Origin of the sequence: Dyadobacter sp. BHUBP1 (assembly GCF_050587785.1) — a bacterium.
GTDB lineage: Bacteria > Bacteroidota > Bacteroidia > Cytophagales > Spirosomataceae > Dyadobacter.
In genome coordinates, this window is the sequence record NZ_JBOBIH010000015.1 from 21,060 (window position 1) to 47,086 (window position 26,027).

17 protein-coding genes are annotated in these 26,027 nt (G+C 50.3%); 2 read left to right on the plus strand and 15 right to left on the minus strand.

Going from position 1 to position 26,027, the window contains the following annotated elements:
- The first annotated feature begins 4 nt into the window (after nucleotides 1–4).
- On the plus strand, nucleotides 5–1,219 hold the full coding sequence (locus ACQ4MZ_RS30415) for a PQQ-binding-like beta-propeller repeat protein (protein WP_430851660.1): 1,215 nt from the start codon (nucleotides 5–7) through the stop codon (nucleotides 1,217–1,219).
- A 234-nt stretch (nucleotides 1,220–1,453) separates the two neighbouring features.
- Here the strand turns inward: ACQ4MZ_RS30415 and ACQ4MZ_RS30420 are convergent, their stop codons facing one another.
- From ACQ4MZ_RS30420 to ACQ4MZ_RS30435, 4 genes are all read right to left on the minus strand, one after another.
- The gene (locus tag ACQ4MZ_RS30420; RefSeq protein ID WP_430851662.1) at nucleotides 1,454–2,542 is read right to left on the minus strand and encodes a hypothetical protein; all 1,089 of its coding nucleotides are present in this window, start codon (nucleotides 2,540–2,542) and stop codon (nucleotides 1,454–1,456) included.
- Nucleotides 2,543–2,573: 31 nt separating this feature from the next.
- Nucleotides 2,574–3,947 carry a T9SS type A sorting domain-containing protein gene (locus tag ACQ4MZ_RS30425; protein ID WP_430851664.1) on the minus strand — a complete coding sequence of 458 codons (1,374 nt, stop codon included), beginning with the start codon at nucleotides 3,945–3,947 and terminating at the stop codon, nucleotides 2,574–2,576.
- 113 nt (nucleotides 3,948–4,060) lie between these two features.
- On the minus strand, nucleotides 4,061–4,543 hold the full coding sequence (locus ACQ4MZ_RS30430; RefSeq protein WP_430851666.1) for a hypothetical protein: 483 nt from the start codon (nucleotides 4,541–4,543) through the stop codon (nucleotides 4,061–4,063).
- A 93-nt stretch (nucleotides 4,544–4,636) separates the two neighbouring features.
- Nucleotides 4,637–6,709 carry a tetratricopeptide repeat-containing sensor histidine kinase gene (locus tag ACQ4MZ_RS30435; RefSeq protein ID WP_430851668.1) on the minus strand — a complete coding sequence of 691 codons (2,073 nt, stop codon included), beginning with the start codon at nucleotides 6,707–6,709 and terminating at the stop codon, nucleotides 4,637–4,639.
- Between the two features lie 146 nt (nucleotides 6,710–6,855).
- On the opposite strand from ACQ4MZ_RS30435, the gene ACQ4MZ_RS30440 reads away from it, so the two are divergent.
- Nucleotides 6,856–7,584 carry a LytR/AlgR family response regulator transcription factor gene (locus ACQ4MZ_RS30440; protein ID WP_430851670.1) on the plus strand — a complete coding sequence of 243 codons (729 nt, stop codon included), beginning with the start codon at nucleotides 6,856–6,858 and terminating at the stop codon, nucleotides 7,582–7,584.
- Nucleotides 7,585–8,195: 611 nt separating this feature from the next.
- Here the strand turns inward: ACQ4MZ_RS30440 and ACQ4MZ_RS30445 are convergent.
- The 11 genes from ACQ4MZ_RS30445 to ACQ4MZ_RS30495 form a co-directional block, all read right to left on the minus strand.
- A complete protein-coding gene (locus tag ACQ4MZ_RS30445) occupies nucleotides 8,196–9,008 on the minus strand; it encodes an alpha/beta fold hydrolase (RefSeq protein WP_430851672.1) in 813 nt (270 codons plus the stop codon).
- Nucleotides 9,009–9,079: 71 nt separating this feature from the next.
- A complete protein-coding gene (locus ACQ4MZ_RS30450; protein WP_430851674.1) occupies nucleotides 9,080–9,937 on the minus strand; it encodes a helix-turn-helix domain-containing protein in 858 nt (285 codons plus the stop codon).
- A 267-nt stretch (nucleotides 9,938–10,204) separates the two neighbouring features.
- Nucleotides 10,205–11,218 carry an MBL fold metallo-hydrolase gene (locus ACQ4MZ_RS30455; protein ID WP_430851676.1) on the minus strand — a complete coding sequence of 338 codons (1,014 nt, stop codon included), beginning with the start codon at nucleotides 11,216–11,218 and terminating at the stop codon, nucleotides 10,205–10,207.
- A gap of 70 nt (nucleotides 11,219–11,288) precedes the next feature.
- Nucleotides 11,289–12,119 (minus strand): AraC family transcriptional regulator, encoded by an 831-nt coding sequence (locus ACQ4MZ_RS30460; RefSeq protein ID WP_430851678.1) that lies wholly within the window; start codon nucleotides 12,117–12,119, stop codon nucleotides 11,289–11,291.
- 122 nt (nucleotides 12,120–12,241) lie between these two features.
- Entirely contained in the window at nucleotides 12,242–13,330 is a 1,089-nt protein-coding gene (locus ACQ4MZ_RS30465) for an exo-alpha-sialidase (RefSeq protein ID WP_430851680.1), read from the minus strand.
- 427 nt (nucleotides 13,331–13,757) lie between these two features.
- On the minus strand, nucleotides 13,758–15,005 hold the full coding sequence (locus ACQ4MZ_RS30470; protein WP_430851682.1) for a hypothetical protein: 1,248 nt from the start codon (nucleotides 15,003–15,005) through the stop codon (nucleotides 13,758–13,760).
- A 338-nt stretch (nucleotides 15,006–15,343) separates the two neighbouring features.
- Nucleotides 15,344–16,576, minus strand: coding sequence for a polysaccharide deacetylase family protein (locus tag ACQ4MZ_RS30475; RefSeq protein WP_430851684.1), 1,233 nt, complete (start codon nucleotides 16,574–16,576; stop codon nucleotides 15,344–15,346).
- 26 nt (nucleotides 16,577–16,602) lie between these two features.
- Nucleotides 16,603–17,907 (minus strand): neutral/alkaline non-lysosomal ceramidase N-terminal domain-containing protein, encoded by a 1,305-nt coding sequence (locus ACQ4MZ_RS30480; protein ID WP_430851686.1) that lies wholly within the window; start codon nucleotides 17,905–17,907, stop codon nucleotides 16,603–16,605.
- A 6-nt stretch (nucleotides 17,908–17,913) separates the two neighbouring features.
- Nucleotides 17,914–20,925, minus strand: a complete 3,012-nt coding sequence (locus tag ACQ4MZ_RS30485; protein ID WP_430851688.1) for a PVC-type heme-binding CxxCH protein — start codon at nucleotides 20,923–20,925, stop codon at nucleotides 17,914–17,916.
- Between the two features lie 72 nt (nucleotides 20,926–20,997).
- Nucleotides 20,998–22,644, minus strand: a complete 1,647-nt coding sequence (locus ACQ4MZ_RS30490) for a RagB/SusD family nutrient uptake outer membrane protein (protein ID WP_430851690.1) — start codon at nucleotides 22,642–22,644, stop codon at nucleotides 20,998–21,000.
- A 13-nt stretch (nucleotides 22,645–22,657) separates the two neighbouring features.
- The gene (locus ACQ4MZ_RS30495; protein ID WP_430851692.1) at nucleotides 22,658–26,002 is read right to left on the minus strand and encodes a TonB-dependent receptor; all 3,345 of its coding nucleotides are present in this window, start codon (nucleotides 26,000–26,002) and stop codon (nucleotides 22,658–22,660) included.
- Nucleotides 26,003–26,027: the final 25 nt, after the last annotated feature.

Genomic DNA, 26,027 nt, shown 5'->3' on the forward strand with positions numbered 1-26,027 from the left:
TAATATGCCCAGTATCTATAAAATTTCGACGTTTTTAATCACGATGTCGGTAGTCATTCTATACGGCTGCGATAAGAAAAAGAGTGACGTGTCTCCTAATGAAGACCCAATGGAGAGTATGGTCATAGCGACATTAAACAACAAGACTTTGGCCCTGGATGGGCGAACGGGAACTATTAAATGGGAAATCAACAAGGTCGGGAAGTTCGGAGTGGGGAACAGAAAGCTTTACATGGAAGCCGGCGATCGTTACAGGCTCAACAACCCAAATGATACTACGGCGCTCTACGCAATGCCAGATACAATGAAAAACCTGTTTATTCTGGATGGGTTCAACGGGAAAGCGATTTGGGCTAAAAATACACTGTTAAGGCCCAATTTCGTCCACGTTTGCTGTACACCCTCAGAGCAAAGCGAACTTATTGGCATTGCAGGAGATATTGCATTATTCCATTCAAAACGCACCGATGCGGTTGAGTATAACCATTCGAAAGCCATTTATGCCTATGATTTGACGGCGGAAAAGATCAAATGGGTGATCCTGATTGAAGATATGGTTTATCCGTCCCTGATCAATGGCAAAATACAGGTGGATGCTCCATTTAGCCATGAATGCTATTTTTTAGATGTACAAACAGGTAAGGAAATACAGAAGTACAGCTCGGATTCACCGCATATGATTTCCGGCGGGTATTTTTTTAGCATAAAAAATTCCGAAACTTTGATCGCAATAGATGAAATATCTAAGGAAGTCAAATGGGAGTTCCGCGGCGAGAATGGTGGACCAGCCTCCTACGGTTCTTTCGTGGCGGGGGATAATGGTGTGTATTACGGAACCGATAGGGGAATGATCTATGGTGTAGACAAAAAGACAGGCGCCCAAAAATGGGAATTCAGGACCGATCGACAGGACTTTATAGGCGAAGGGCGATTTTGGGGAGGCATGGTCATTTTCCCGGCGCGTGAAGGAAGAATATATGCCCTGGATGCCGAGACTGGTCAACTTAAATGGCGGGCGTGGGTTGGAGACGGGATATGGGAGTATCCGTCTCGTCTGACTATCAAAAACGGCCGAATCTTCACAAGTATTTCCGGGAAAAGACTTTTCTGTTTGGATGCTAAGACGGGTAAGAAGAAATGGGATTTCAATTTTACCACACCACAATATTACGGGATCGTTGATTTCTGGATCTTTGACAAATCGGAGTTGGATTTTTAAGTTTCAGATAGGTAGTCAAACCCTTCGGACACTACCACAAAATACACCATTCCATAAAACAATTAATTGTTTTCCTTTTTGCATGTGTATTATTTGTTAACTGCATGCTCGAAAGATCCGAAGCCTGATCGGGCGACACCATTTATTGGAGATTGGAGAACAGAGTTAGCAGACTCAGGCTTCGTTACTTTTCAGACGTTTGGGATGATGTTGATTATTAAACTGTGTCGAGGTTTATTCAACCCGTTCAATCGAAAAAAACGAATAACGCCCGCCATAGAGTTTCAATTGAGAATTCTCAGAGGTTCCGTTGATCGAATAGAAGAGTAGCAACTTAAGCTTTGTTCCCGCCGCAAAAAAAGTGCTGGCCTCCCCAGAGAGCATAGCTGGATAGGTATCTCCCGTATTATACTCGTAGCCCCACGACCGGAGCAGATAATCGTCCTGATTAGGAGTTTCATAGGGGGTGACCTTTGATACGGATACGTAGTAAGAAGACGGATAAGTGAATGTCGTGGACTGCGATGTGGGCCTGAAATACAGTTTGAAACTAGTCCGGTAAAGCCCGTCGGCCGGGACGACATATTCGTGCGTGGCATCGTTGAAATTCGTTCCGCCGTCGTATCCGTAATTTCCATATTCGGGCCTTGTCGGATGCGCCACGAACGGAAGCAAATTGTGGTTGTTCTCAGTGAGTACGACATATGTTTCCGGGGCGGTGTCGAACAGGGACGTCATTGCTGTTTTGGCGGTAGGGAGCGGCTTCCAGCTTGCAACCCCGCTGGCGTCGCTGGTCAAAACCCTATCAGAGGCCTGAGTACCATCCGCAATTTTTATTTTCCCATTGATTTCCGCCCCGCTGCCCAGGGTACGGATGCCTGGTCCGCTCTGGCTGCTGAATACCCCCCCGGCGCCGCTTTGGGAATACCCTGAAATCCCGGCTCCGTCAAAAGCGTGCCCCACAATGGCATTGCCGCCAGCATATCCATTGGTCAGTGCGAGCGCATTTCCATTGACACTCACATTTTTGTTATAAGGCAATGCCAGTCCACCGACTTCGGTCCATGTATTGAGTTTGAAATACCACATACTTTTCGTGTCCGTATCATACACCATAAGACCATCCGCGGGAGCACTTATAGCAATTCTTTTGGCAGTCGTCATACGGGGAATCAACAGGCCCTTGCTGTCGCTCTTCACATCCAGCATTGCACTGGGATCGGGATTGGAACCATCGTTGCTGATACCCACGCTTTGCGCGGTCAGGTCCGATGCCGTAAGGCAGCTGACTGTTATCAATAAAAAAAGCAGGGAGGTTTTCATGAGCTCGGTTCATTAAAGTGAAAATTTTGATTCAATGTGCCACTACCAGCTTAATGATCTTTTGTAAACCGCGCCGATCGGTAACTTGTAAGAAATAAGCTCCGGACGGCAAGGTTTCAAGATGCAGGGTTGTAGCGGTCGTCAGGGTGGTATAGGTGAAATGGGCAACCCTGTTTCCAGCCGCATTCAGCACGCCAAGGCTGCTGATCCCCTCCTGATTGAAAAGCCTGGCAGTGGAAGTCGCAGGATTAGGATAAATAGTGAAGCGCGGCGAGCCGGAAATTTCGGCCGAGATGATTCGACTGAATGCAAAAGTGTCATCCGTATCAACCATTTTAAGGCGATAGTAATACTTCTGACCAGGCCCGGCCGTTAGATCGGTGTAGTCATATGCGGCACCGGATTGGTTGTTTGCGCTTGCCACACGGCCGATCAGCGCAAAGCCGTTGGCAGGACTCATACTACGTTCAACCAGAAACTCCCGCGTATGCGACTCGAATGTCGTCTCCCACCGGAGCGAGATCCCTTCGGAGCCTGTTTTAACAATTTGAAAGCTTGCCAGGGAAACCGGCAGCGGATTGGACGACTTTGCCAGGGTCCAGGTGGAAAAAGCTGATATCCCCCTCTTTTCGACGTAATTTTCTGCCGTATCTCTGGATGTATATCCCAGGTCTTCCCAGCTACCTCCGTTTCTCCATAACGTCAATACATTTTCGCTTAGCCCGTTGAGTTCGCTGTCGGAGTAGTAAAACCGCAGAGTGGCATCGAGGCCGGTGTTGTTGGACGGATAAATTTCATAGTATCGGCTTATCCCGGTATTTGCCGGGGAGACAGCCTGCGGCACATGCCGACGCCGGACGGTGGTTACGCCCAGATTGGCCGCAGACGAAATCACCGCCCCGAGATTGCCAGGATTAGCCGAGGCAGGTGCATTCAATGAGGTCGTTGTGTACACGTAGCCGTTACCCGAGCTCACAATACCACCGGCGTCGGACTCGCCAGTAATCAATCCGCTGGGCTTCACCTGCAGCAAGCTGTTATTCAGGTCCAGACTGCCTGACACAAAATTCAGAAGAGAGCCTATCAGAAGATTTTGATTCATGACCACTTTACTTCCGGCAGGTTTGGATAGGATAACCTTATCCAGCGTAGGTATGCTGGTTCCCTTGAATGTGTTATTGTCGTTTCCGGAAAAAATATACGTTCCTGCCCCAGGGACCTGATCGACAATTCCATTCACAACCATATCCATATTGTACAGATTGATACGCGCACCGGAAGCAGTCTTGACAATAGCCCCCGCCTCTACTTTAAATTGCCCCCGGCAGGGCAGGCAAAGGATTTGCAAGACGAGTATGGCCAGTATTTTGACGTGAATTGCCCTCTCAAAAGCCATTTTTTTCATGTCCGTTCCGAGATTTGATTAATATTCCGAAACTATCGTTATCGCCAACCGCGGGCAGGCATAATCGCTGAACGGATAGCAATAATCGACGAAGGGAACAATATTCGATGAGCTTAGAAACTGACAGTTGCACTCTGAATGCTAACAGTCCGGTCGGATGCGCCTGTCTGCTTTAGTTTCAAAGCGCCCAGCGTTATCTTTTTGGCGGAAACGTTAATAGTGTAGTCACCTTCCGGATCAAAAGTCAGACCGTCGATACCGATGTTGGCCTTCCCGGACGGAATATCCATTTCATATTCTGCGGCCTTGAATGATCCGCCTTTTTCGGCTTCCGCCTGATTGTGAAAGGTAATTTGAATCAACTTGTATGGGGCATCCTGTTCGCAAACAATCGAGTAATTTCCATTGATAAAAGTCTGCACCGAACTCGTTCCCCGGTACTCGACCCCATCAATCCTGAAAGTACCCGATCCGTCCGTTTGTTCACTCTCGGCCGCCTCAACCCCGCTTTTACCACAGGAAGCGATGGTACAAAGCAGCAGGCAAGTACCCGCGATGGCAATTAGCCCAAATATTCTGGTCACTGATCGTTTCATTGCTATTTCGTTTTTGGTTCTATCCGAAATTAAACGCCGATGAAACGGGTATGGGGAATTTATCGATGAATGGCACGTGAAAATCGTCCAACGTCAACCCGGAAAGCGGATGACAGCCCTGGTACGGTGTTCCCGGCTGGAAAAAGTAATGGTCGCGCCGAGTTTCCGGGCAAGGTCATCGACCAGTCGCAAGCCCAGGCCATGCAAGCCTGGCGCCATATCATCGGAAAGCAGCGCTTCAAAGTCGGCCTGGGTAAAAGGCGCCCCTGTATTTTCAATGTAGACGCTCTTTTCGTCCGCCACGGCCTCTACACCAATGTCTACGGCCCCCTTTTCGCCTGCGGATTTGATCGCGTTCTGAAGCAGGTTTCTCAAAATTGTTTGTAAAAAATAGCCGTCGGTCCGAATCCGGAAATTGTCGGGCACATCATTGGTAATTTTCGTTTGGTTAGCTTCGCTATGCAGTTCGAGTAACCCAAGCGTGCCCGCAAGAAGCGGCCGTACTTCCACCTGTTCAATCCTGACATGGAATGCATTCATTTGTGTTTTCGACCATATTAGCAGCTCTTCCATTGTTTCCAGCAACGATACCGTCGCGGTTTGTACTTTATTGCCAAGGTCCAGCCTTTGGGATTCACTGAACAGCAGCGGATTGACTTGCTGCAATTTAAGAAACTGGTAAACCTGGCTGATGGGCGATCGCAAATCATGGCTAAGGATGCTGAACATTTTGGCTTTGGTCCTGTTGGCTTCTTCCAGTTCCCGGTTCTTGGCATCGAGCTTGACCGTCGCCTTTTGTTTGTTGCGATAAATGACAAACAACAGCAAAGCGATGAACAGGCCCATGGCAGCAGCGGCGATCAACCACATCCGCTGTGCCCTTGCAAACGACAATTCTGATTGTTGCTCTTCGATCTGCGCTTGTTTGGCCCTGTTCTGATATTGTGCCTCGGCATCAGCGATGCTCTTTTTCGATGATTCTGTATAAAGTGAATCGCGGAGCGGCACATATTTTTCGAGTGTCAGGTAGGCGTCCTGCCAACGATGAAGCTTTGAATAGCACCGTGCCAGTGTTTCCAATACCGAGACGTAGGCCTGTGGGCCTATCTCATAGCCGAACTTACCGACCGATTCCAGATGGCTAAGCGCCCGGACATATTCCCCTCGTTCCATCAGCACCCGGCCCGTCATTAAATCCAGATGCGCTTTATCCAGCCCGGTCAGAAACTTCGAATCGATCCTGCCGGCCTTGTTGACGAAGGAGTATGCGAGCTCCGGGCGCTTTCTCTCCAGATAATGTCCCGCATAAGCGAGCATTGTCGTTGCAACATTCGCTTGCACCGACGCTTCCTTCGGATATTTCGCCGAAAGTGTCAGCAAACTGTCGAAATAGACTTTGGATGGGCCGTACGCGCCTTGCATCAGATATGCTTCGGCCATTCTTTTGTAGTAATAATTGATGTAGTCGATCGTCGTTTCAATGTACGGCCGTGCCTCTTTGAAATATTGTATGGCCTTCTCGCTCTTCTTCTGTTCCAGGTAAAGTTCTCCCAAATTCACCAGGTCGATCACCACCGCCTCACGATCGGTAATAGCACCCGACACGATCATCGCCTTTTTGGCTTCAATTCCTTTAAGCAGATACGACACCTGGGTTTCATATTGCCCCAGCATATTGTAATAGGCAGCCACGGAAGCGAACAAACCCACTTTATGCGACTCGCTTTTAGTCGAATCGATGAAATCTAAAGCCTCCCCGAGTACCGTCGCGCTCTTGGCAGTCGAGCCAAGGTGGTTCGCATACAGTATCAGTAACCTGGCCAGTACATTGGTTATCCTCTTCGGGTTTTTCGACGCGTATGCATACTTTTTTGACCTGACATAGTAAAACTCCGAACTATCCAGTGATGAGGCATTTTCATGAACAACCCCCAGGAAAAAATTAAACCGTGCCAGATTATAGTTGTCCGCCGGGGGCGCAATGCTAAGTCCATAAGTGGCAAGCCGTTTCTCTTCATCGATGTTTTGTGAAAAGTAAAGCGAGTCGCAGAGCTCTGCCAGCCGTTGTAGCTTCTCCGTTGAGGTTTTGTAACGGGACAGGTCAGGTAACGACTGACCGTTAGCTAATTGGGTACACAGCAGAAGCGCCAGTATACATTTTTTCATAGTCGCTGACAAATAGCAGGGTTTAAACGCAAATGTCCCGGAACAACGGTATTAAATAGCAGATTGTCAAGTCGATCCTGCAAACATCCGACGATGTACTGCAATATTTTTGTATATATTGAGTGTAAAATTCACTTCCCTTTTTCATGACGTCTACTGGATCACGTATCCGCTTTATTGCGATCGACGATAATCCGCTCGATTTGTTATTTCTGGAAGAGATGGCCCGGGCGTATCCGCTTCTTCAAAACTGCGGCACATTCACCAATCCTATCGAAGCGTATGAGGCCCTGCAGTATATCAAGCCTGATCTTATATTCCTGGACATTGAGATGCCTGTATTCTCCGGTATCGAACTGCTCCGAAAATTTCGGACGATGATTCCGATGGCCGTGTTCATCACGGCCCATCCCGATTTTGCTATTGAAGGATTTGAGCTTTCCGCGCTGGATTACCTTCTTAAGCCCATTATGGAGGAACGGTTTGCTTCGGCCGCCGCCCGCATTCAGGATTTTTGGAAAATGAAACAAAAATCGCTGGCGTATGAAGTGCTGTTCGAACAGCAGACACTGACTATCAAAGAAGGCTACAATCAGGTCAGGCTGGCTGTAAATGACATTGTTTATCTGGAAGCCATGCAGGATTATACCAAAATAGTGACCCTTGGCAAACATTTTATGACGCTTTCCCCATTATCCTGCTTTATGGAACAGCTTCCGCCTGATCAGTTCGTTCGTGTCCACAGAAGTTACGCAGTCGCGCTCAGGCAAATTCGCGAGCTCAGGCATTCCGAGGTCGTATGTGGCTCGGCTACCATCCCTATCGGAAAAACTTATCGCTCAGGAATTGCCAGGTTGAAACTTAGGAACCTGTAAGATAGATGATATGACTCGCGTTTGCTTACAATTTACACTATTGCCGCTTCGCAAATGTTTGAAACGTAGATGCTGATCCCGTTCATCGATAATATTCTACTTCGAAGGAAACTAGGGTTGAATAATATAATAATTCAGCAATGGATGCAGACATTTTGAATCCCCACCGGTGCAGTTAGCCGTGAGCGTCGTCGTCTTTGGTTTATTTACATCATACACCGGCTGGTCCGACGTTGGTGCAATATTGAAATCGTAAACAGGCTGCCGCCTCCGCTGCCACTCACGCAAATTTTATCCTGTCTGATACTGTTGCCTGGTAACCTCTGGATCCTAAGCACGTTATTGCCTTGTCAGGCCGAGGAAATCCCGGATTACCCACAATAGTGGCACTTCCGGATCGACATCTATATCATAGTCCTTCTGGTTGATGGTTAGTGTAATGTGGCCATAAGTAAAGTAGGATAATGGATTATGATCCCAAACCAGGGTTCAGCACGGGACGAGTATGTGGGCTGCCAATTTCTCGACGGGCCGAGATCAGATTGGGGACTCTGTAGGTAGGTGCAAAAGCCAATTCAGTCCATCCCGGGGGGCTTTTTCGAAAGCGCTGTCTAGTAAATTTCCGTTATAATGTCCACTAATTTTTCGGGCATCGAATAGAACGGGGAGTGGCTACTGGGAAGTGTAAAAATCTTGTTGCAACGAACGTTACCCAATATACTATCGCGGTCCAGGTCTCTGGATAGTGTGCAATGAATATAATATTTCGGAATCACACCATACCTCTCGTCAGATACCGTGATTGGAGTAGCAAGCGGAGCGACGGGCTGCCAGAGGGTTTTATTGGTTAGATATGGACGATCCTCAGCGGGGCAGTCGTGGCAGAAGACTTCAACCATTCGATCCGGCTTGACGGTCGCACTTTCACCATCCTGAGAAAAAGTCAGGATATCTCTGGCAATATGTTTTTGTTTTAATTTTTCAGGGTCGGTGTAGGAAGCATTGATCTTTTCCACCTGCATGAAAATCGATTCGCCGTTTTTAAGCAGGAATGCATCCAGAAAAATGAGCTTTTCAACTTTTTCCGGCCCCAGTACCTCGCTCGCCTGAGATATGATTGCGCCTCCTAACGAGTGCCCTACCAGAACTACCGTCCCGTGGACGGCCGCGGCTGTCGCAGTTACCTTGGCCACGTAGTCATCGAGTTGGATTTTTTTGGGTGAGGTTGTATCCTGGCCATACCCGGGTAAATCGATTGTCAGGACCTTGTATCCCTTTGATTCCAGAAGAGGCGTGACCTTATACCAACAGTGGCCCGATGACCAGGCTCCATGAACAAGAATTAACGTCTTGTCCTTATTTTGGGCAAGTAATGTAATGGTCATAGCGATTTGCGCGAAAATAGATAGAAGTATCCGTTTCATAACATTTCAGTTTTACTATGAAATTAAGAAACGGGAGCAGTAGGCTAGTGGTAAAAAAAAGACATTTCCTGTTAGATCGACATTTCTGCCCGGGTAAGGTAGAGGCTGTCAGTCAGCCCGAGCTGTTTCTCAGGCGAAAGGCCTTCCAGCCGATGGAACTCGATGGGAGTAAGGCCGGTAAAGTCCTGGTAGTCTTTTGACAGATGCTGGTAATCATAATATCCGCACAGAACCGCTATGCTCAGCCAATCCAGAAGTGCGTACCTGTTCCGAAGGTTAAAGGCCCTGTTGAATCTGACGATACGGGCATAGGTTTTGGGGTTCACACCAGTGCTTTCCAGGAATTTTCGTTTAAATTGCCTTGTGGACAAACAGGCCTCTGAGGCCCATTGTGTCAGGTTTCCGCCGCCAGCAGTCTCAATGAGCCGCTGGCTGACCACAGTGAGTGCTGGCCGTTCAAAGCGAATCCGCTTGAACAACTCAATGGCAAATGCTTCGATAATAATCACCAATTCTGAATAGTTTGTCGCCTCCTGTAACCGCTGGAATGTTTCCTTAATGCCAGATGTAAAAATCAGGGTAGCATCCAGGTGCTGATCTGTCAGTTGGTCTGCCGGAATTCCGGTTAGCTGGAACACGGCCGTTGGCTGGAACACTATTTGCACATCGATGAAATGACACCCATTGTATTGATTGGTTACGAAACTTCTTTGCCCGGCAAGCATCATCGCGGGTTGCCGCTGAATCGGCCCGTTCTGTTTCTGGACCGCAAAAAAATCATGCAGAAAAAAATGCAGGATTTGCTCGGGCTTGGGTGGATACGTTTTAACCGGGATCAAGTCATCTTGGGCAAATTCAAAATGGACGAGCCGATAACACCGGATGAACTCCCGAAGACCGGGGTGAGGTCGGATATCACGCAGTATCATACTGAAGTATTTGACAGTGATATATAAAGTTACTGTTTTCTGAAACCGGCCACAATAAACTGGACATTTTTAACCCCTGTTTACGCGGTACCATTACATCTCCATGTACATACATTTTATAACATGAAGTTTTGAGGGGGCCGACTACCTATGGTAAGATATATTTGTTCGTAAAACAACGATGGGTAACATATACAAGCGTCTGAAAACATGATGTTTGGTTTGAATTTTCAGACGCTTTCTTGCTAGTGTGATATCAATGTTTTGCTAATTTTTGCTCTTGATTTGGCCCCTAGGACTGTAAGGGTTTTTCTGATCGATACGGTTGCTTTTTACCATTCGATATACTTGTGTAATGAACTTCTCCCGACTGATGCCATGAAGTTTCGGATCTAAAAGGACTTGCGTTTTCTTGATAATTTCGGCCAGGGGCCTGTTCTGATTATGGAGGACTTCAACCTTCTCTTTAATAGATGTTAGCAGGTTTTTGTAGGCTAATAATTCCTTTTTTGAGCAGAGAGGACCATGACCGGGAATAAATTGTGTACGGTCATCTGCCCTGGCTAACAAGGTGTCGAGCGCTTCAATCAGGGCGAAGATATTGCTGCCTGTCTCTGCATCAATAACTGGCAGGCCATACCAAACGAAAATATCACCCGTATGATAAATGTCGGACTCTTTAAAGTGAACTACGACGTCCCCGTCAGTATGCGCATTCTTAAAATAGAGTAGTTCGATCGTTTCGTTCCCTTCATGAAACGAGAGTTTGTCTGTAAAGGTGACCGTTGGTAAAGCGTGAGTAGGATAGGGTAGCTGGACCTCGTTTTTATGACTACGGATTACTTGGCGCTCCATCATCCTGATCCTGGTGTTTATGTGGGCAACAATCGGAATATTTTCTGGGCCAAAGGCTAAATTACCGTTCGTGTGATCATAATGGTAATGCGTATTAATGATGGCTTTGATAGGACTTGTTGTAATTGACCCTAAAAGCTTTTTAACGTGTTCAGAAAGGGTCGCCCACTGGGTGTCGATAAGATAGACGCCGCTGGAACCTAAGAAGACGCCAATATTGCCCGCGACTGGTGATTGTGAAATAATGTAGACCTGGTCATTTACCTTAATTAGCTTTTGAGGAAAGTTGCCTGCTGACAGGGATAGTGAGTCAATATACCGGGTGTTTTCCAGCGGGCTTTCCGCTGGGTTGTCTTGCGCCCTAACCACGCCGGAAATAAGAGAAAGGCCAAGCAGGAGCGCGGCCACGAAATTTCTACGTTCCATAACAACAGGATAATTTGTCAGGTAAAATTGAAGGGTTCCCGGTTGTTATCAGTGGTACAGAAACGACTTTTTACTTCTCACAAAGGCCCCAAAGTCGTTCGGGAGCCTGATTATCTAATTGGAAAAATGAACTGGGAGTAAGTCCGGTAAAGGCTTTGTAATCTCTTGCCAAATGCTGATAATCATAGTACCCACATTCAATTGCAACGCTTAACCAATCTTGCTCGGGATAGGCATTTTTCATCAGGAATGCCTTATCAAAGCGGGCTATCCTGGCTAACAGGGGGGCGGGGATGCCCATCCGTTCTTTGAACTTTCGCTCGAATTGCCGGGGAGATAAGCAGGACTGGCCGGCCAGCCAATCCATCGAAACTGGGGCGGTGCTGTGTATAAGAAATTGAGCTGCCCGGTCAATTCCGTGCGCATCCCTTTGGGACCGGCCGGCCAGCCTCGTAACGAAGTACTCCGCCCATTTGCACATTTCTGCGTATGAGGCGGCATTTTTTAACCGTTCGATTGTGGTCTGTATTTCTGGCGAGAAAACAGCTTCCGCGTCGACATAGCTGTTGGTCAGCTCGTTAGAAGGGATGCCCGATAGCCTTAATAGAACACCAGGCTGGAACTTGATATTAAGGTATAAAAACTCCCGTCCGACATATCGATTGATTGCGAAAGTATGCTGGCCATGAAGGAAAGCTACCGGCCGTCTGGTTTTGATGGTATCTCCGGGGTATTGGACATATTCCGGGTCACGGAGAAAAAATTCAATAGAGTCGCCGGTTTTCGGTGTATAGGCTTTCGCTGGAATAGGTTCATCAGCGGAGAATACAAGATGGACAATACCGATATTCTCAATATACTCACGAAGGGGAGGGCTGGGTAGGAAACCCTTCAGTATCATAGGCTTTCGCGGTTGTTCAGTCTACTAAATATCGCGGTAGGTGCACAGGAGCGCTCGGAAAAAATGAGCTGCTACGCTAAGTGTGTCAACAACGGATCCCAACTGTTGAAAAAGAATTAACGTTACCGGAAAGTTGTAAACACAATTTTATCGTCTTGTTCGTAGACACAAAATATTTTGTCTTCTATTGAACTAGCTGCGAGCTTCGGAAACTGCCCTTTTGCAAGCCGCCCCTCCTTTCCATCGGAACCTTTGTACATTATCTCGCCTTTTTGGTGCCATACAACCAGCGGACCGCGCCGTGTTTCAACTACCGTAGGGGTATTGCCGGTGCCAATTCTTACTTCTTGCTTACCGGGTTCCGCCTCGAACACCTCGGTTTGACGTCTCCAGACAGTGGTGACGTTTCCGCTTCCGTCGGCGGAAATATCGCCCCCATCCATCGGACAGCCATCAATCATGAAATCCGTTGATCCGAGTTTTTGTGCAGTACCGAAATGTTGCCCATAATCCTTTGACTGGACAATGTACATATTACGAGCGCCATCCAGTTTGTTTCGAAACATTACATGGAGCACATCCGCCTTATCGATAAACACGGAAGGTTTACAGCAGTCGCATATGCCTTTTTGCTCTCCCTTGTAAATGAGTTGATTTTTCCCCCAGGTCGCTCCGCCATCTTTGGAAATAGCCCCAAACAGGTTATTGTTGCCTAAGCGGGTATCTAACCATACGGTGTAGACCAGATTGCCGCTACCCGCACATATCTCCGATAGTGCTTCCTTTGCAGTTGAGTCTTTGTCGTTGATCTTTATCGGGGTAGACCAGCTCCCACGTCCGCCGGAGGACCTGAGGGCATATAAGCTACCATAATGATCACCAACTGTGACCGTGATGAAGTCTTTGGTGGTGGTAATTTGAGGCCCGCGTCCCATTCCCAAGCCCATTTGCGAGAAATTCCCCAGTAAAGATGGTGTGGAAAAGGATTTTCCGCTGTCTTTCGAAAATATATAGTAGAGCAACCGGTCGTTGCCGTTTTTTAAGCCATAAACAATGTGTATGGCGCCCTTTGAATCGACCGCGATTTGTGGTTGAGCACCGACGGCCAATTCTTTCTCGGATATTACCCCAGCGGAATGCCTCTTTTCCTTAATCGTCGCTAAGAGAAGCGGAAGCGTAAAGAGGACAATCAATAGCTTGCGTAAAAACATGATTTTTGAAACTTATCTTTTGATACTTTAAATCTTGGTAAGATGAAACGAGTGGCGATTTACCCGCAAGCGTAGGAAATACAGTATACCTCCCATCGGGCAAATTCGTTTTCCGAACAAACCTGGTCGTTGACCTGGATGTTATCTGTGTGGGTGCTATCCATTTTTACCGGATTTTCAAGCGGCTCAAAACGCATTTAATCTATCCCGGAGTAACGGACCGGTCGAAGGAAATGTAAATAAAATTAAAACTTTGAAAAGGAAAATGTATAGTCGTGCCGGTTCTGAGTTGTTGAAAAGGAAGTTACTGTTAAATTCGGAGTGACCACCAAAAGTGGGAATGAACTAATCTGTACCGAAATGATCTGGTCAGTCCGAATTTAAATCGGGTGGTCACAGGCGATATAATTCCTAATAAAAGGGCTAGTCATTGCGCACTCAACAAAGAAATATCCTTACTTACAGCAGCGGCATTAACCAACGATCCGTTATCATTCCCCATTAACCATCCCTGCAGCTGAATAAACGCAGCGAGAGCGGTGCCAATTTTTATATGACCACGTGCATTTATGTGGTCGTCGATGGTAAAATAGTATCGTCTGTCCAGTAACGGATGGACATTGACAAAGTAGACATTTTCTATCGGATGAAGGGTATTATAGAACTGAAATTCGTTTACGATCGGGAAATTGTAAACCCCTAGGTCGAAAACCAGAATGGGGCCTTTGTAACGGGTTCTAATGCGGTATAGATATGGAAAAAACGCCTCTGCATGTTCTGATTTTTGAACTTTGCTACCAGCCGCATGAACGGATGCCATTGAGGGCGCTGGTGTTTTTTTCAATAACTCGGCAATTGCCCAGCGAAGACTTATAAAGATGCCTTTGAAAGGAAAATAGGTATTGTTGATAGTGTTTTGTCTTTCTGCCACATCGAAGCCGAATGATTCTATACTTGGTTTTTGATCTCTGGCTAGGTTTGCCAGGTTTTCTTCCAGATCATTATTACAGTATTGGATAATGAGCAGTTTACATGAGCTTAGATCCAATTCGTTCAGGAGTTTAGTTTCCCGATAAGTGCCATACGAGGTGATAGAAGTATTCAACACCGTTGTGTTGAGCTTTTTCTCTATTACCTCCGAGAAGCGTTGGTGATGTTCTACGCCCCATCCCATTCCATGTGAATCGCCAAGGACTATAATAGCGGGATTACGCAGACTGCCTTCGTCATCACGTACCCCCAGCGAGTTAGTTTTAATTTCTACGTCAAATTCCGGGTTCATAAATCTGCCTGTGACGTTGCGGCGGAAGCGGTAAGTTAACAAGGAGTCATATTGGGAAAGTCTGGAATTGAAGTTCGTTGTGTTTTTAAAACCATTCATGTATTGCAGACGCATCCAATTAAGATAACTTATGGGCAGTGGCGTATGTCTCTGATAGACGGCCATATACCAAACACTCGCTACCAATGCTATTTCAATAAAGGCAAATACGCCAAATACGAAAGCTGTTCGCTTCCATTCTCCCTTAGTAAAAGACCAAATCGTGATAAGTAGCCCAACCGGAAACAGTAGAAAGTAGAGTGGAAAGATACTTGAATGTCTTACAAAAAAGTCTTGACGGAATAGTGCTACGCACATCAGCAAAATGCCGGATAGAAAAGCGATGAAGTTCATTATTTGTGATTTTGGAGGGATGGAAACGTTGGTTCATTAATATAAAAACAGAAATATGATTCATATTTAATAAATGACATTTCGTAGAGAAAAATGAACATCACTTCCGACATATCTCCTATCAAGGTGCCTAAATAGGCTTTGGGCGACATGAGTAGGATAAATGCCGATTCTGTAAAATATATCCAATTATAAATTATAATCTTTATATATTATACAAATCGAGTCATGATTCTCCTCTAATTTACCCCTCCAGTGAAAAAAGAATGCTTCATGAAGCCCATAAGTCATTGATTTACGGGCTCCTGTTGCTAGACTTTTGTCAGTGCCTCCACTAATTATTTGCCTGTTAGCAGGGTGATTGCCCGCAGATCCAGCAATGCCCCGTCCCTGAACGCTTTCTCCGGCCGGAACCGGATCTTCTGCCTTCCGGCGGAGAGGCGAATTTTGCCAATGGGCCTGCTTTTGAATTCTTCCCAGCCTCCGCTTTTCTCCACCCTGCCGGTTAATGAGCCTGCCGATGTTTCCAGAACGAATGCTTTGCCAGCCTCCTTGTCGTCCACCGACCATTCCAGGGTTGCCTCGTATAGCCCGGCCTTTGGTACATCGACTTCCCATTCGACCATGTCGGTCGAGGTGAACCAGCCGAACGCTTTCCATTGCGGCATATACTGGATTTTAGGGCCGATCCCTTTGCCGTTTTCGGAGGTGAGGTGCAGAGTCCCCTCGGCACCGGCAGAGACCAGTTCGGGGATGTTGATGGTGTCCCTTACGGATTTCACATAATTGGCAACTTCGCTGACCGGCGCTATCCATATCCCGTTGGCCGGGTCTTTGGCATAGGCACAAAGCCTACGCAGCATGGCCAGGCGTGTTGTCTGCGGGCCGGAATCTGCCATCTCATGACCGGCCAGGACAAGCCACTGACCAGATTTACGGGCGGCTTCGATGAGTGGTAGCACCTGCTCAAAGTCTTTTCCGTCGGTTTCCATGCCTGTTAGTTGGGCAAAGTCGCAGTAGGAGGGATCCACGGGAGCCTCGTCTAGCCACCCGCGGCCGGTGACGAACATTTCCGATATCAGCGGGACGAAACTCTGCGTCCCGCGCCCGCGGCCTACGAAGGTATGCCCGCAGGGGTAGGCATAAGAGACAGGCGTGACCCCGAGCAACTCGCGAATCTGTCGGTTGGTTTCGGAAAGTTCGGCGCGCATCTTATCAGGCGTGTAGGTTTCCAACGCCTTTTCCCGCGACCAGACGAAGTTCCCGCTGCAAGGGTGATGCAGCGAATGGTTACCCATTTCATGTCCGGCGGCCACCGCTTTTTTCCATGCAGCCAGCTGCTTTTTGGCGGCGTCCGGCACCAGATAGAACGTGGCTTTGACCCCATACTCGTCGAGCAGCGGCGCGCCGACGGTTGCCTGGCTGGCGCGTGCGTCGTCGAAAGTAAGGCTGATGGCCATTTTCTTGCCTTCGGGCCATTTGAAGCTTTGTGAAGCTGTGGGTTGTGCGGTAATGGCTCCCAACGCCAGGCACGGGAGTGCACATTGAAGGATCAGTTTTCCAGGTCTCATAAAGGTGAAAGGTTAGGTCAAATCGGTTACTTGTTCGCGCGCATCGGGCCTTGCAGATGGTTGATGACGGCTTCAGTGAGATTTTTGGCCGCGCCGGGAGCATAGGGTGATACGGTGGTTTCATAACCTCCATGCCGGATTTCCTCTTCCGCCAGCAGATACCCCAGCCATCCGTTGGTATACCCGAAATAGAAAGTATAGGGGAAAGGCGACCGGCTGCGGACCTCGTTCGATATCTCGCAGAACAATTCGAGCGGTGCGCTCCAGATGGCGATCTCGTCATTGATTTTCAGGAAACGGACGGGCAGCTTGACAAGGTTTTCACCCGTTTTGGTGGTACGGGTGTACTTGCCCAGGTCAGCCGGCCAGCCGAGCTCTTTTTTTCGAGGGGTTTCGACTGTAATGCCGCCATATTGCAGGGTGACGTCCGAAGTGCCCGGGGCGATGGTTTTGTTGGCCTCAATGATTTTTTCCCCGAGCATGGCTTTGAACTGGTTCAGCCGGCCTGCTTGCGGATTGGGATAAACGCTATAAATAGGGGCGATATTGCCGGCTGCTCCGTTGATGAACAGCAGCGGCGCTCCGGTTTTCTGTTCGACATATTCGGACACGACGCCCGGTGCGTCGCCGCTGATTTCCAGATTTTGCCCGCTCATGACGGTGCCGTGTATGGCATAATTGGCAATGAGAGCCAGCAAGGTTCCGTCTGCTTTTTCCAGTCGCAGCATGCCGATCGCCCGGTCTACGGGGCCGTCGGGGTTCATACCGAGGCTGGTTTTGCCATCGACCTCGCGGGCACGGCGGTTAATATTCGCGTTCGAATGTCCCCAACCGGCTGCGAGCCTGGCCGGCGCGAGTTTGCGCCGTGCTTCGGCAATGCCGTCGACGATCCGTTGCTCTACCATGTCGGTGTAGGGCACGTCGAAATCGTGTTTGTAGCGTTCGCCCAGGAAGATCGCGGGCAAGCCGGCGGGCCCTACTTCCGGGGCCGAATGCGTGTGCGTGGCCGACCACCAGACCTGCATCGGTTCGATTTTGAACTCCTTTTGAAGCCTGGCCGCCAGCTTATCGTATTGGGAAGGCGAAACCAAACAGATGTCCGTCGAAATGATGAAAAACTGTCTTTGCCCATCGTCCATCGCCACGATCCGGTGGTATATCTTATCGTGAACGCCGGTCGATTTTCGCGCCTGGTATCCCAGCAACATCTGAGGAGTATCGGGGGTAATATCGATTTTGACAACAGATGCTCTGAAGTTCTGCGCCGCGAGGCTTCCCCTGATCGCAAACAAAAGGAATAGGACGATGGTTATCCGGTTGTATTTTTTCATCGCTGGTTATTTTGCGTTTTTAATGAAGGCCAGTAAGTCGGCCATTTGCTGCTGATCGATCGACGCTTCCAGGCCCACCGGCATGCTCGACATGCCGAGGGTTTTCAGGGATTTGATGTCCTTGCGTGCGATCACTTTTTTCTGCCCGCCGTAGTTGGAGAGCGTCAGTGCCGAGGGTGTTTCGCTTGCTATCAACCCCTGTGCCGACTCGCCGGAGCTGAGCTCGATCTGCCAGAGGTCGTAGCCGTCGGCGATGGAAAAATTGGGATCGAGAATGTCGCCCATAATGGATTCGGGGCGCCGGTTACGGATGGTGCCGAGGTCGGGCCCGAATGCCACGCCGCCTGCACCGCCGATCTGATGGCATACCGAACAGTTCCGTTCGAATACGGCTTTGCCGGCTTGCGGATTCCCAGGCAATGCCAGCGCACCCTTGTACGCCTGTTTAATGGTCTCGCGCTGGCCTTCTTTTTGCGTCAGGAGCTGCCGGGCCCGGTGGCGGAGCGCCTCATTATGCTGGGCCATCAACCCGACGCTGCGGGGCCAACCAATGCTTGCCTGGTCGATCTTGCCTTGTTCGAGGCCATCGAGGAGTAAGGTAATGCGTTTTTCACCAGCCATAAAGAAGCCGATGGCTGATTCTCGGACGTCGGGCGTGAGCGATGGCCATTTTTCCAGCAAAACCAGGCAAACCGTCTCGTCGGGTATGGCGCTGAGCGTTTTCAATGCGGCCATTTGCACCGGTTGCGGCTCGCTTGGAGCCACCAGTTTTTTCAGCATGGCGGCATGCTCTGAAGGATTCTTGAATGCAAGAAACTGGATGGCTTCCACCCGTTTCTCCGGCGTAGCCTGTTTGTTGGAAGCGGTACGCAAAGCGGCTTTCATGGCTGAGTCGGTTTCAGGGCCCGCGGGCAGCCCGGTTTTTCGCAGCAGCTGCATACTGGCCTGCCTTACCTCCGCTTTCGGATTTCTGAATGATGCCTGGAGTAACAGCGTTCTTTCGGTTGCGAGCGCAGAGAGGTCGGTCTTCTTCCCGATACTTTCGGCTAGTCCACGAAGCACCGGCGCCTGCCATCCCTGGGTTTGGGCGGGGCCTAATGCCTTCCTGATCACCGAACGGATAGCTGCTGCGTCGCCATGCGCGCCGGTAAGGGTACTCAGTCGCTGGACGAGCGAGGCATACGCGTCGTCACGGGCATTATAGCGTTTTAAGGTTTCTGTAAACAGGACATCATTTCCATAACCCGAAGTCAGGGCCGCTACCTGGACCCAGGGGTCGTGCAAATCTTTAAAAAGAATACCCTCCCGCGCTTTCAATGCTTCTTGCGATTGGATTTCACCCAACGTGAGCAATGCCTGAAAACGGACTTTTGCATTCGGATGGCTCGCCAGCGCCGTCAATGCGGGTTTCAGTTCAGGGAATTGCGCGAGGTGCAGCTCTGCGATCTTTAGGGCATTCTCCACAACGCCGGGTTGCGGATCTTTCAGGGTGACTATCAAGTCGGCGGCATTCAGGGCGCCAAGGCCTTCCAATGTCCATAATGCATGGAGCCGTCCCTTGGCATCGCTGCCCGCCAGCATGGCCCGGAGCGGAGGGATGGCGGCTTGATTGCGGCGGTCGAGCAGGAGGCGTTGCGCATTGCGGCGCCACCAGATGTTTTTGTCGGCCAGTTTCCCGACCAGACCGGCGTCGGTGAGGGCATTCAGTCCGACCTTTTCGGACCAGCCGGCCTGGGGTGTTCCTTTGGGGGATATCCTGTAAATACGGCCCATGTCGCGACCATTGTAGAGTGCACCCGATTTCACGACATCGTCCGCCATCCATTCGGGGTGCTCGATGATCTGACGGTAGTAATCAACAACATATAATGCACCATCAGGGCCAATGTACATATTCACCGGCCTGAACCAGGAGTCCGTAGAAGCCAGGAATTCTTTCTTGTCATGCACACGGCTCCCTGTGAAGCTGGCACCCTTATCACGGATAATGTCGGCATGGACAAGGTTGCTTACTGGCTCGGCTACGAACGTAACGCTGTCGTACGGTGCGGGAAAGGACCCGCCCTGGTAGCTGGTGATCCCGCAGGCAGAGGTAAAGACGCCTACGTCGGTCAGTAGTTGGTGCAGCGGGTTTTTCGTGATGGGAAACACTTCCGAGGAGTGATCGGATATAGTTTGGGTAACCTGCGACACGAGCAGATCGGGGTTACGGAGCAGGTAGCGGTTGGCGATCACCTCATGATACCCCGGGTTGGCATTACTGACGAGCAGGTAGCGACCCCATTGATCGAACGTGTGACCGAACTGCGTGTAGCTGCTCAATACTTCCAGCCCCCTCGTATCTGGACGGAAGCGTACGCCGCGCCCGAGGCCGTTTTGGGGCAGGCGGGGACTGTCCGCTATTTTGGGGTAGAAAATTTCCCCGCCGCGGTCGCCAAATTCCTCCTGGAAGGTTTTGGTGGTGACGGCGGGTTCATGGCCGAGATAGATCCAGTTGTCGATGCCCAGGATAGGGTTGTTAAAGTTGTGCTGCGGATTGGACATCGCGAAACCGGTCAGAAGCGTGTCGCGGGTGTCGGCCCGATCGTCGCCATCCTTATCTTCCAGGTAAAGTACATTAGGCGGGTCGGTAACGAGCACGCCCTTTTTCCAGCGCATAATGCCCGTCGGCAGTACAAGATTTTCTGCGAAAATGATGGATTTGTCCATTTTGCCATCGCCATCGCTATCGCGCAGGACGCGTACTTTACCGGTACCGCTTTTGTCGAGCGGATAACCGTGCATTTCAACGACATACATCAAACCGTTTTCGTCGATCTCCATAGCAACGGGGTCAGAGATCATCGGTTCGCTGGCCACCATTTCAATCTGAAATCCTTCGGGGACCTCGAAGGTGGCAAGGGCATCCTCCGGTTTCACCTCGCGCGGATAGCTGCCGATGCGGTCGTTGGCGGCTATGAACACCCCGCAGCAAATCGCCAGGCCGGCCGCAATGCGTATCGTGTTGGTACTTTTCATGGGTAAATACTCGGTTGTTTTCGGCTCAGACGCCCAGCCGGTGGGCCGGGGCGTCCGAGTGGTTCAGGAATGTCAGTAATTTGGATTCTGGGTCAGTTTGGTATTCTGGTTCATGGCCGATTGTGGAATCGGGAAAAGGTAATTTTTTTCAGGATAGAAAGTGCGTGATCCGTCGGGTGCGGCGATGACTGTGTATACCCATTTGCCGCCCACCTGGTCGATGCGCATGCCATGCAGCGTACCGTTCAGGTTTTTCTCCGCGGTTTTGAGCCTGATCAGGTCGTACCATCGCTTTTCCTCGAATGCGAGTTCCACCCTTCTTTCGCGCTGGATCACCACCCGCATTTGTGCCTGCGTAAGTCCTGTTTTCAGCGCGGGCAGCCCCGACCGGGCCCTCACCTGGTTGATCGCATCGTAAACCGCCCCATCGGGGCCGGATGCCTCGTTTTTCGCTTCGGCGTAGCTGAGCAGTACTTCAGCATAACGGAAAATAATGAAGGCGGCGCTGCTGAGCATGTGGTTGCCGTTCACGGCATACTTCGGGTCCAATCCTTTCCGGAGATAATACCCGGTATTGGTCGCTTCATTGGTATTACTCAAATCGGTCGCATTGCGGCTACCCATGCCCTGCTTCATGACCATTTCACTGCCGAGCCAGGTCGATCCGTCGAACACAATCGATTGGTAGAACCGTTTTTCGCGGTTTGCATATGGATTTTGCGGATCATAGCCCGATTGCGGATCAGAGATTGGCAGTCCATTAGCCATAGCATATTCGTCCACCAATTCCTGGGTTGGATCCACGCCCCCGTAAGCGCGCTGCACACCGCCTACGATCCATGGCCCCTGCAAGCCTTCGCGGCCGGCGCCCAAAGCGGTGCCACCCAGGTATTGTTTGGCAAAAATCACCTCCACATTGTTGTTATTACCTTCGTAGAACATCGTTTCATAGTCAGGGAAAAGGCTGTGGGACCCCAGGTCTATTACTTGTTTGTTGGTTGCAGCGGCCAGTTCCCACCGGCTTTTTTCGTTCGACGGGTTTTTCAGCGGGCTGGCATAAAACAGCTCGCACCAGCCTTTTAGCGTAAGTGCCGCCGCTCTTGATATCCTCCCGGCCTCGGCTTTGAGCGGAAGGTCGGCGGCGATGGCGGCGCATTCGGCTACGATGAATTGGTAGGTCTCTTCGTCGGTATTTCGTGCCCTGAAAATCTCATCGCCCTGGGTATTCTGATTGAGCGTGTTGGTGATAATGGGGACACCGCCATGGTAGGTCCAGAGCAGATGGTAGTAGTAAGCACGCAGAAAACGTGCTTCCGCCAGTCGTACCTTTTTCCAGCTGTCGGGGAGGTTGGAGGCTGTCACCTTTTCAATGAAGAGGTTGGCACGCCGGATATTGGCATATTGCGACCAGTTATGAGGCGTGTTGCTGGCTGTATACACCGAATTTGCATATAAAACCCTGCTGGGCTGGCCGTTGACGCCATTCATCGCATTATCGGTGAAATTCTCCGTCGGGTCGAATGTGTTGAAAGGGCCGGGAAGGCCGGAGTAGACATTGTTCAGGAACAAGTCGGCTGTTTTGGTGTCGGTCCACACGCCGTCGTCGGAAATCTGGTCGGTAGGCGTGACATCGAGAAACTTGCTGCAGGCAAAGCAGCATCCCGTCAAAATCATAGTCAGCAAGTGCCGTGTCACGGTAGAAGTGATTTTTAGTTTCATAGCGGGAAAGGTGTTAGAATGTAACATTGACGCCGATGGCAACTACTTTTTGTTGCGGGTAGTTGCGGCCGTTGACCTCGCTGACCTCGGGATCGAAGTTGCGCATTTTGGTCCACGTCAGGATATTCTGCCCCGATATGTAAATGCGTGCGTCTTTCATACGGATCTTTTCACAAACGGGCTGCGGCATCCGGAATGCGAGCGTCGCACTTTTCAGGCGCAGGTAGGAGGCATTGCCCATCCAGAACGACGATCGCTGGGTGTTGTTGGTTGTCGGCGCGGCAGTGATCCTCGGGTTACGTGCATGGGGATTTTCAGGAGTCCAGTAATCGAGGTTGTCTTGCAGCGCGCCCATTCCGTTGAAGAATGCCCACGCGGCATCGTTCTGGTAATAGAAGTTCGTTTTGGCTGCGCCCTGCAGGAGCAGGTCCAGGGTAAACGATTTGTACTGGGCACTGGGTGAAATGCCGTAAATGATCCTGGGGGTGGCCACAGCGTCGCCTATGCGTGTCAGATCGTCGTCATTGATCTTGCCGTCCTGATTCATATCCTGATAACGGATGTCTCCTGGCTGCACCTTGCCCCAGGGCTGAGTGGCGATGCCGGGTTTCAGCTTGCCGCTTTCGTCAAAATCATCCAATTGAAAGAAACCAAGTGACTTAAACCCGAACTGTGTACCTAGCGGCTTGCCGGTCAGGCGACGATTGGGGTTGTCGTAGGTAGCCGATGCTTCGAACACCTGCAACAGCGAATTGACTGCGTAGGTGAAACTGCCCGACAACGAAAAGCGGAGGTCTTTGGAAATACGCCGGGAGGAGCCAACCGAAAGATCGATCCCCTTATTCTGCATAACTCCCGCATTGACCTGGCTGAGCCCGACGCCGTATTCAGCAGGAACGATCACATCGGGATTGACCAGCATATTGGAGCGTTTCTCATAAAAGAAATCAGCCTCTACATTTAAAAGCCCGCGCCAGAGGCTAGCTTCGATCCCCACGTCCGTTTTCTTGGCTCTTTCCCAGGTAATGTTGGGATTGGGTTCGTTGCGCTCCCGCACGGCCTGAACCGCTGATCCGCCCAGTACGTAGGCAGGTCCGGCGACGCTGTAAGTGCTCATGTACTGAAAAGCGCTACCAGCCAGGGCTCCCACCTCACCGTAGGAGCCACGGAGTTTCAGGTTGTCGATCCAGTTGAAATTGTTTTTGATAAAATTCTCTTCGGAGAGCCGCCACCCGAGTGAGAATGCAGGAAAAAAGCCGAAACGGTTTTCTGGTGCGAAATAGTAGCTGCCGTCGTAGCGCCCGCTGGCCTCGATGAGGTATTTGTCGGCATAGTCGTACGTCGCCCGGTAAACAAGCCCCACCTGCCGGCCCTGACTTGAAGAGCCGCTCGTGGTCATATCAGCTTGGCTTGAGCTACCCATGTTGACCTCGTCGATGTTCAGGTTATAGTTACGCCGGCTGGCACCGAGCAGGGAATTAGAGTTCGATTTAGCCTCGAAAACCCCCAGCAGACTGATCCCGTTTTTACCGAACGTTTTCTGATAGTTCAGGCTGGCCTGGTAGGTGAGCTGCTGGCTGAGGTTGTAGACCTGGTTGAGAGACGACTGGGTTTGGCCGAAAATGCCGTCGGTGATGACATAAGGCTTCGTGGCCGTATTGATGGTGGCCAGGTGGACGGGCGTTGTCCAGGTTTTGTCCATCACCTGGGTCGGGTCATAGGCAATGGTACCCTTCGCTTTCAGTCCGGGTAGGAATGGCAACTCTTGTTCCACTGAAAGTTGCGAGAAAAGGCTGCCGGTGTTCACGCGCTGATATCCGCTGTTGTAAATGCTGCCAGTTACGTAAGTACCGTTCATGCCGTTGCTGAAAAGCAGGGGGCCATTAGCCGGGTGTGCGTACCCGATCAGCTCGAAAATCCTTGAAGTGCTGATGGAGGGGTAGGTTGATTTCTGAATGCGGCCGTTGACACTGAAAAAGAGTTTCGTTGTCTTCGTTGCCTGCGCTTCCAGGTTGATGGCCAGATTGAAACGACGGTTGTTGGTCGATGGCCACATGCCCGCCTGCGCTTGGTAACCCAGCGCTGTATAGTATCGGATCCGTTCCGCCCCACCGGAGACTTCAATATTATGGGTGGTCAGAACGGCATTCCGGTTGACCAACTCGTCGACGACGTTTTGGGCCGGGTAGGCGTCGTTGTCGGAATGGTCGCGGAATTTTTGCAGCGCCTCGTCGGAATAGGGCAGAGGCAGTCCCGCATATCGGGCGGCGGCGTTTTTGAGGGTGGCAAAATCGTAGCCGTAAAGATATTTGGGCATTGAGGTAGGGTTCTGGAAGCCAACGTATCCGTTATACGTCAATGACGGAGCCCCGGTTTTTCCGCTCTTGGTAGTAACCAGCACCACACCGTTCGCACCAGCCACTCCATACGGCGCTACCGCAGCCGCGTCTTTCAGTACGGTAAAGCTTTCGATCGTGTTAGGATCGAGCTGCTGAAAACTGCGTGGGATACCGTCGACGATCAGCAGCGGCTGGTTTCCGCCGGTAGAAGATACGCCCCGGATGTAAATGTTGGAGCCGTCGCGTCCCGGTTCACCCGAACCTTGCTTGACGATGACACCTGAAACGCGGCCTGCCAGCCCGTTGCTGAGGTTGGTAATAGGTGCTGCCGCAATGTCTTCGCCTTTCATTGTGGAAATAGCAGCGGTGACGGAGGTTTTCTTTTGGGTACCATAGCCGATCACCACCACTTCGCCCAGCGCCTTGGAGTCTGTTTTGAGCGAAATGGCCAGACTGGTTTCCGCACCCACCGTAATCTCTTGGTTTTGATAGCCTACGAAACTGAATATCAGTGTGCTTGAGTCGTTTTGCAGTGTCAGGGCGAACGTGCCCGATTCGTTGGTGATGGTGCCCTGGCTAGTGCCTTTGATCATGATGCTAACCCCCGGAAGCCGGGAGCCTTTTTCGTCGGTGACGGTCCCTTCAATACGGCGGTCTAGCGGTACGTCGGACTTCTCGGTTCGCTCATGGGTGGGTTTGGGAACCTGGTTAAGGATGATCTGACGGCCTGATACGTCGTAACCGATGGACAGCGGCTCGAACAATTGTTTGAGCACCAGCGCCAGCGCCGCGTTCTCCACCGAGATGGAAACGGGGCGGCTGGCCTGTATCACATGAGGGCTGTAAGAGAAGCGTACGTCGGTCGCCTCCTCGATTTCTTTCAGCACCGACTTTATTTTTTTGTCTTTCGCATGGAGCGTCAGCCGGCGGCTCAGCAGCTCCTGGGCAGACAGATCATTCGCCCAGCTGACACCGAGAAAGGCACATGACAGAAATATCTGAACCAACGATATTTTCATACATTGGAATAATAAAACTCTGGAT

Bases quoted from the DNA above. Each gene is read 5' to 3' on its own strand.
- ACQ4MZ_RS30430 (WP_430851666.1), bottom strand. From the start codon at position 4,543: ATGAAACGATCAGTGACCAGAATATTTGGGCTAATTGCCATCGCGGGT.
- ACQ4MZ_RS30480 (WP_430851686.1), bottom strand. From the start codon at position 17,907: ATGAAAAAATACAACCGGATAACCATCGTCCTATTCCTTTTGTTTGCG.
- ACQ4MZ_RS30490 (WP_430851690.1), bottom strand. From the start codon at position 22,644: ATGAAACTAAAAATCACTTCTACCGTGACACGGCACTTGCTGACTATG.
- ACQ4MZ_RS30475 (WP_430851684.1), bottom strand. From the start codon at position 16,576: ATGAGACCTGGAAAACTGATCCTTCAATGTGCACTCCCGTGCCTGGCG.
- ACQ4MZ_RS30425 (WP_430851664.1), bottom strand. From the start codon at position 3,947: ATGAAAAAAATGGCTTTTGAGAGGGCAATTCACGTCAAAATACTGGCC.
- ACQ4MZ_RS30485 (WP_430851688.1), bottom strand. From the start codon at position 20,925: ATGAAAAGTACCAACACGATACGCATTGCGGCCGGCCTGGCGATTTGC.
- ACQ4MZ_RS30450 (WP_430851674.1), bottom strand. From the start codon at position 9,937: ATGATACTGCGTGATATCCGACCTCACCCCGGTCTTCGGGAGTTCATC.
- ACQ4MZ_RS30465 (WP_430851680.1), bottom strand. From the start codon at position 13,330: ATGTTTTTACGCAAGCTATTGATTGTCCTCTTTACGCTTCCGCTTCTC.
- ACQ4MZ_RS30495 (WP_430851692.1), bottom strand. From the start codon at position 26,002: ATGAAAATATCGTTGGTTCAGATATTTCTGTCATGTGCCTTTCTCGGT.
- ACQ4MZ_RS30440 (WP_430851670.1), top strand. From the start codon at position 6,856: ATGACGTCTACTGGATCACGTATCCGCTTTATTGCGATCGACGATAAT.
- ACQ4MZ_RS30415 (WP_430851660.1), top strand. From the start codon at position 5: ATGCCCAGTATCTATAAAATTTCGACGTTTTTAATCACGATGTCGGTA.
- ACQ4MZ_RS30435 (WP_430851668.1), bottom strand. From the start codon at position 6,709: ATGAAAAAATGTATACTGGCGCTTCTGCTGTGTACCCAATTAGCTAAC.
- ACQ4MZ_RS30455 (WP_430851676.1), bottom strand. From the start codon at position 11,218: ATGGAACGTAGAAATTTCGTGGCCGCGCTCCTGCTTGGCCTTTCTCTT.
- ACQ4MZ_RS30420 (WP_430851662.1), bottom strand. From the start codon at position 2,542: ATGAAAACCTCCCTGCTTTTTTTATTGATAACAGTCAGCTGCCTTACG.
- ACQ4MZ_RS30470 (WP_430851682.1), bottom strand. From the start codon at position 15,005: ATGAACTTCATCGCTTTTCTATCCGGCATTTTGCTGATGTGCGTAGCA.
- ACQ4MZ_RS30445 (WP_430851672.1), bottom strand. From the start codon at position 9,008: ATGAAACGGATACTTCTATCTATTTTCGCGCAAATCGCTATGACCATT.
- ACQ4MZ_RS30460 (WP_430851678.1), bottom strand. From the start codon at position 12,119: ATGATACTGAAGGGTTTCCTACCCAGCCCTCCCCTTCGTGAGTATATT.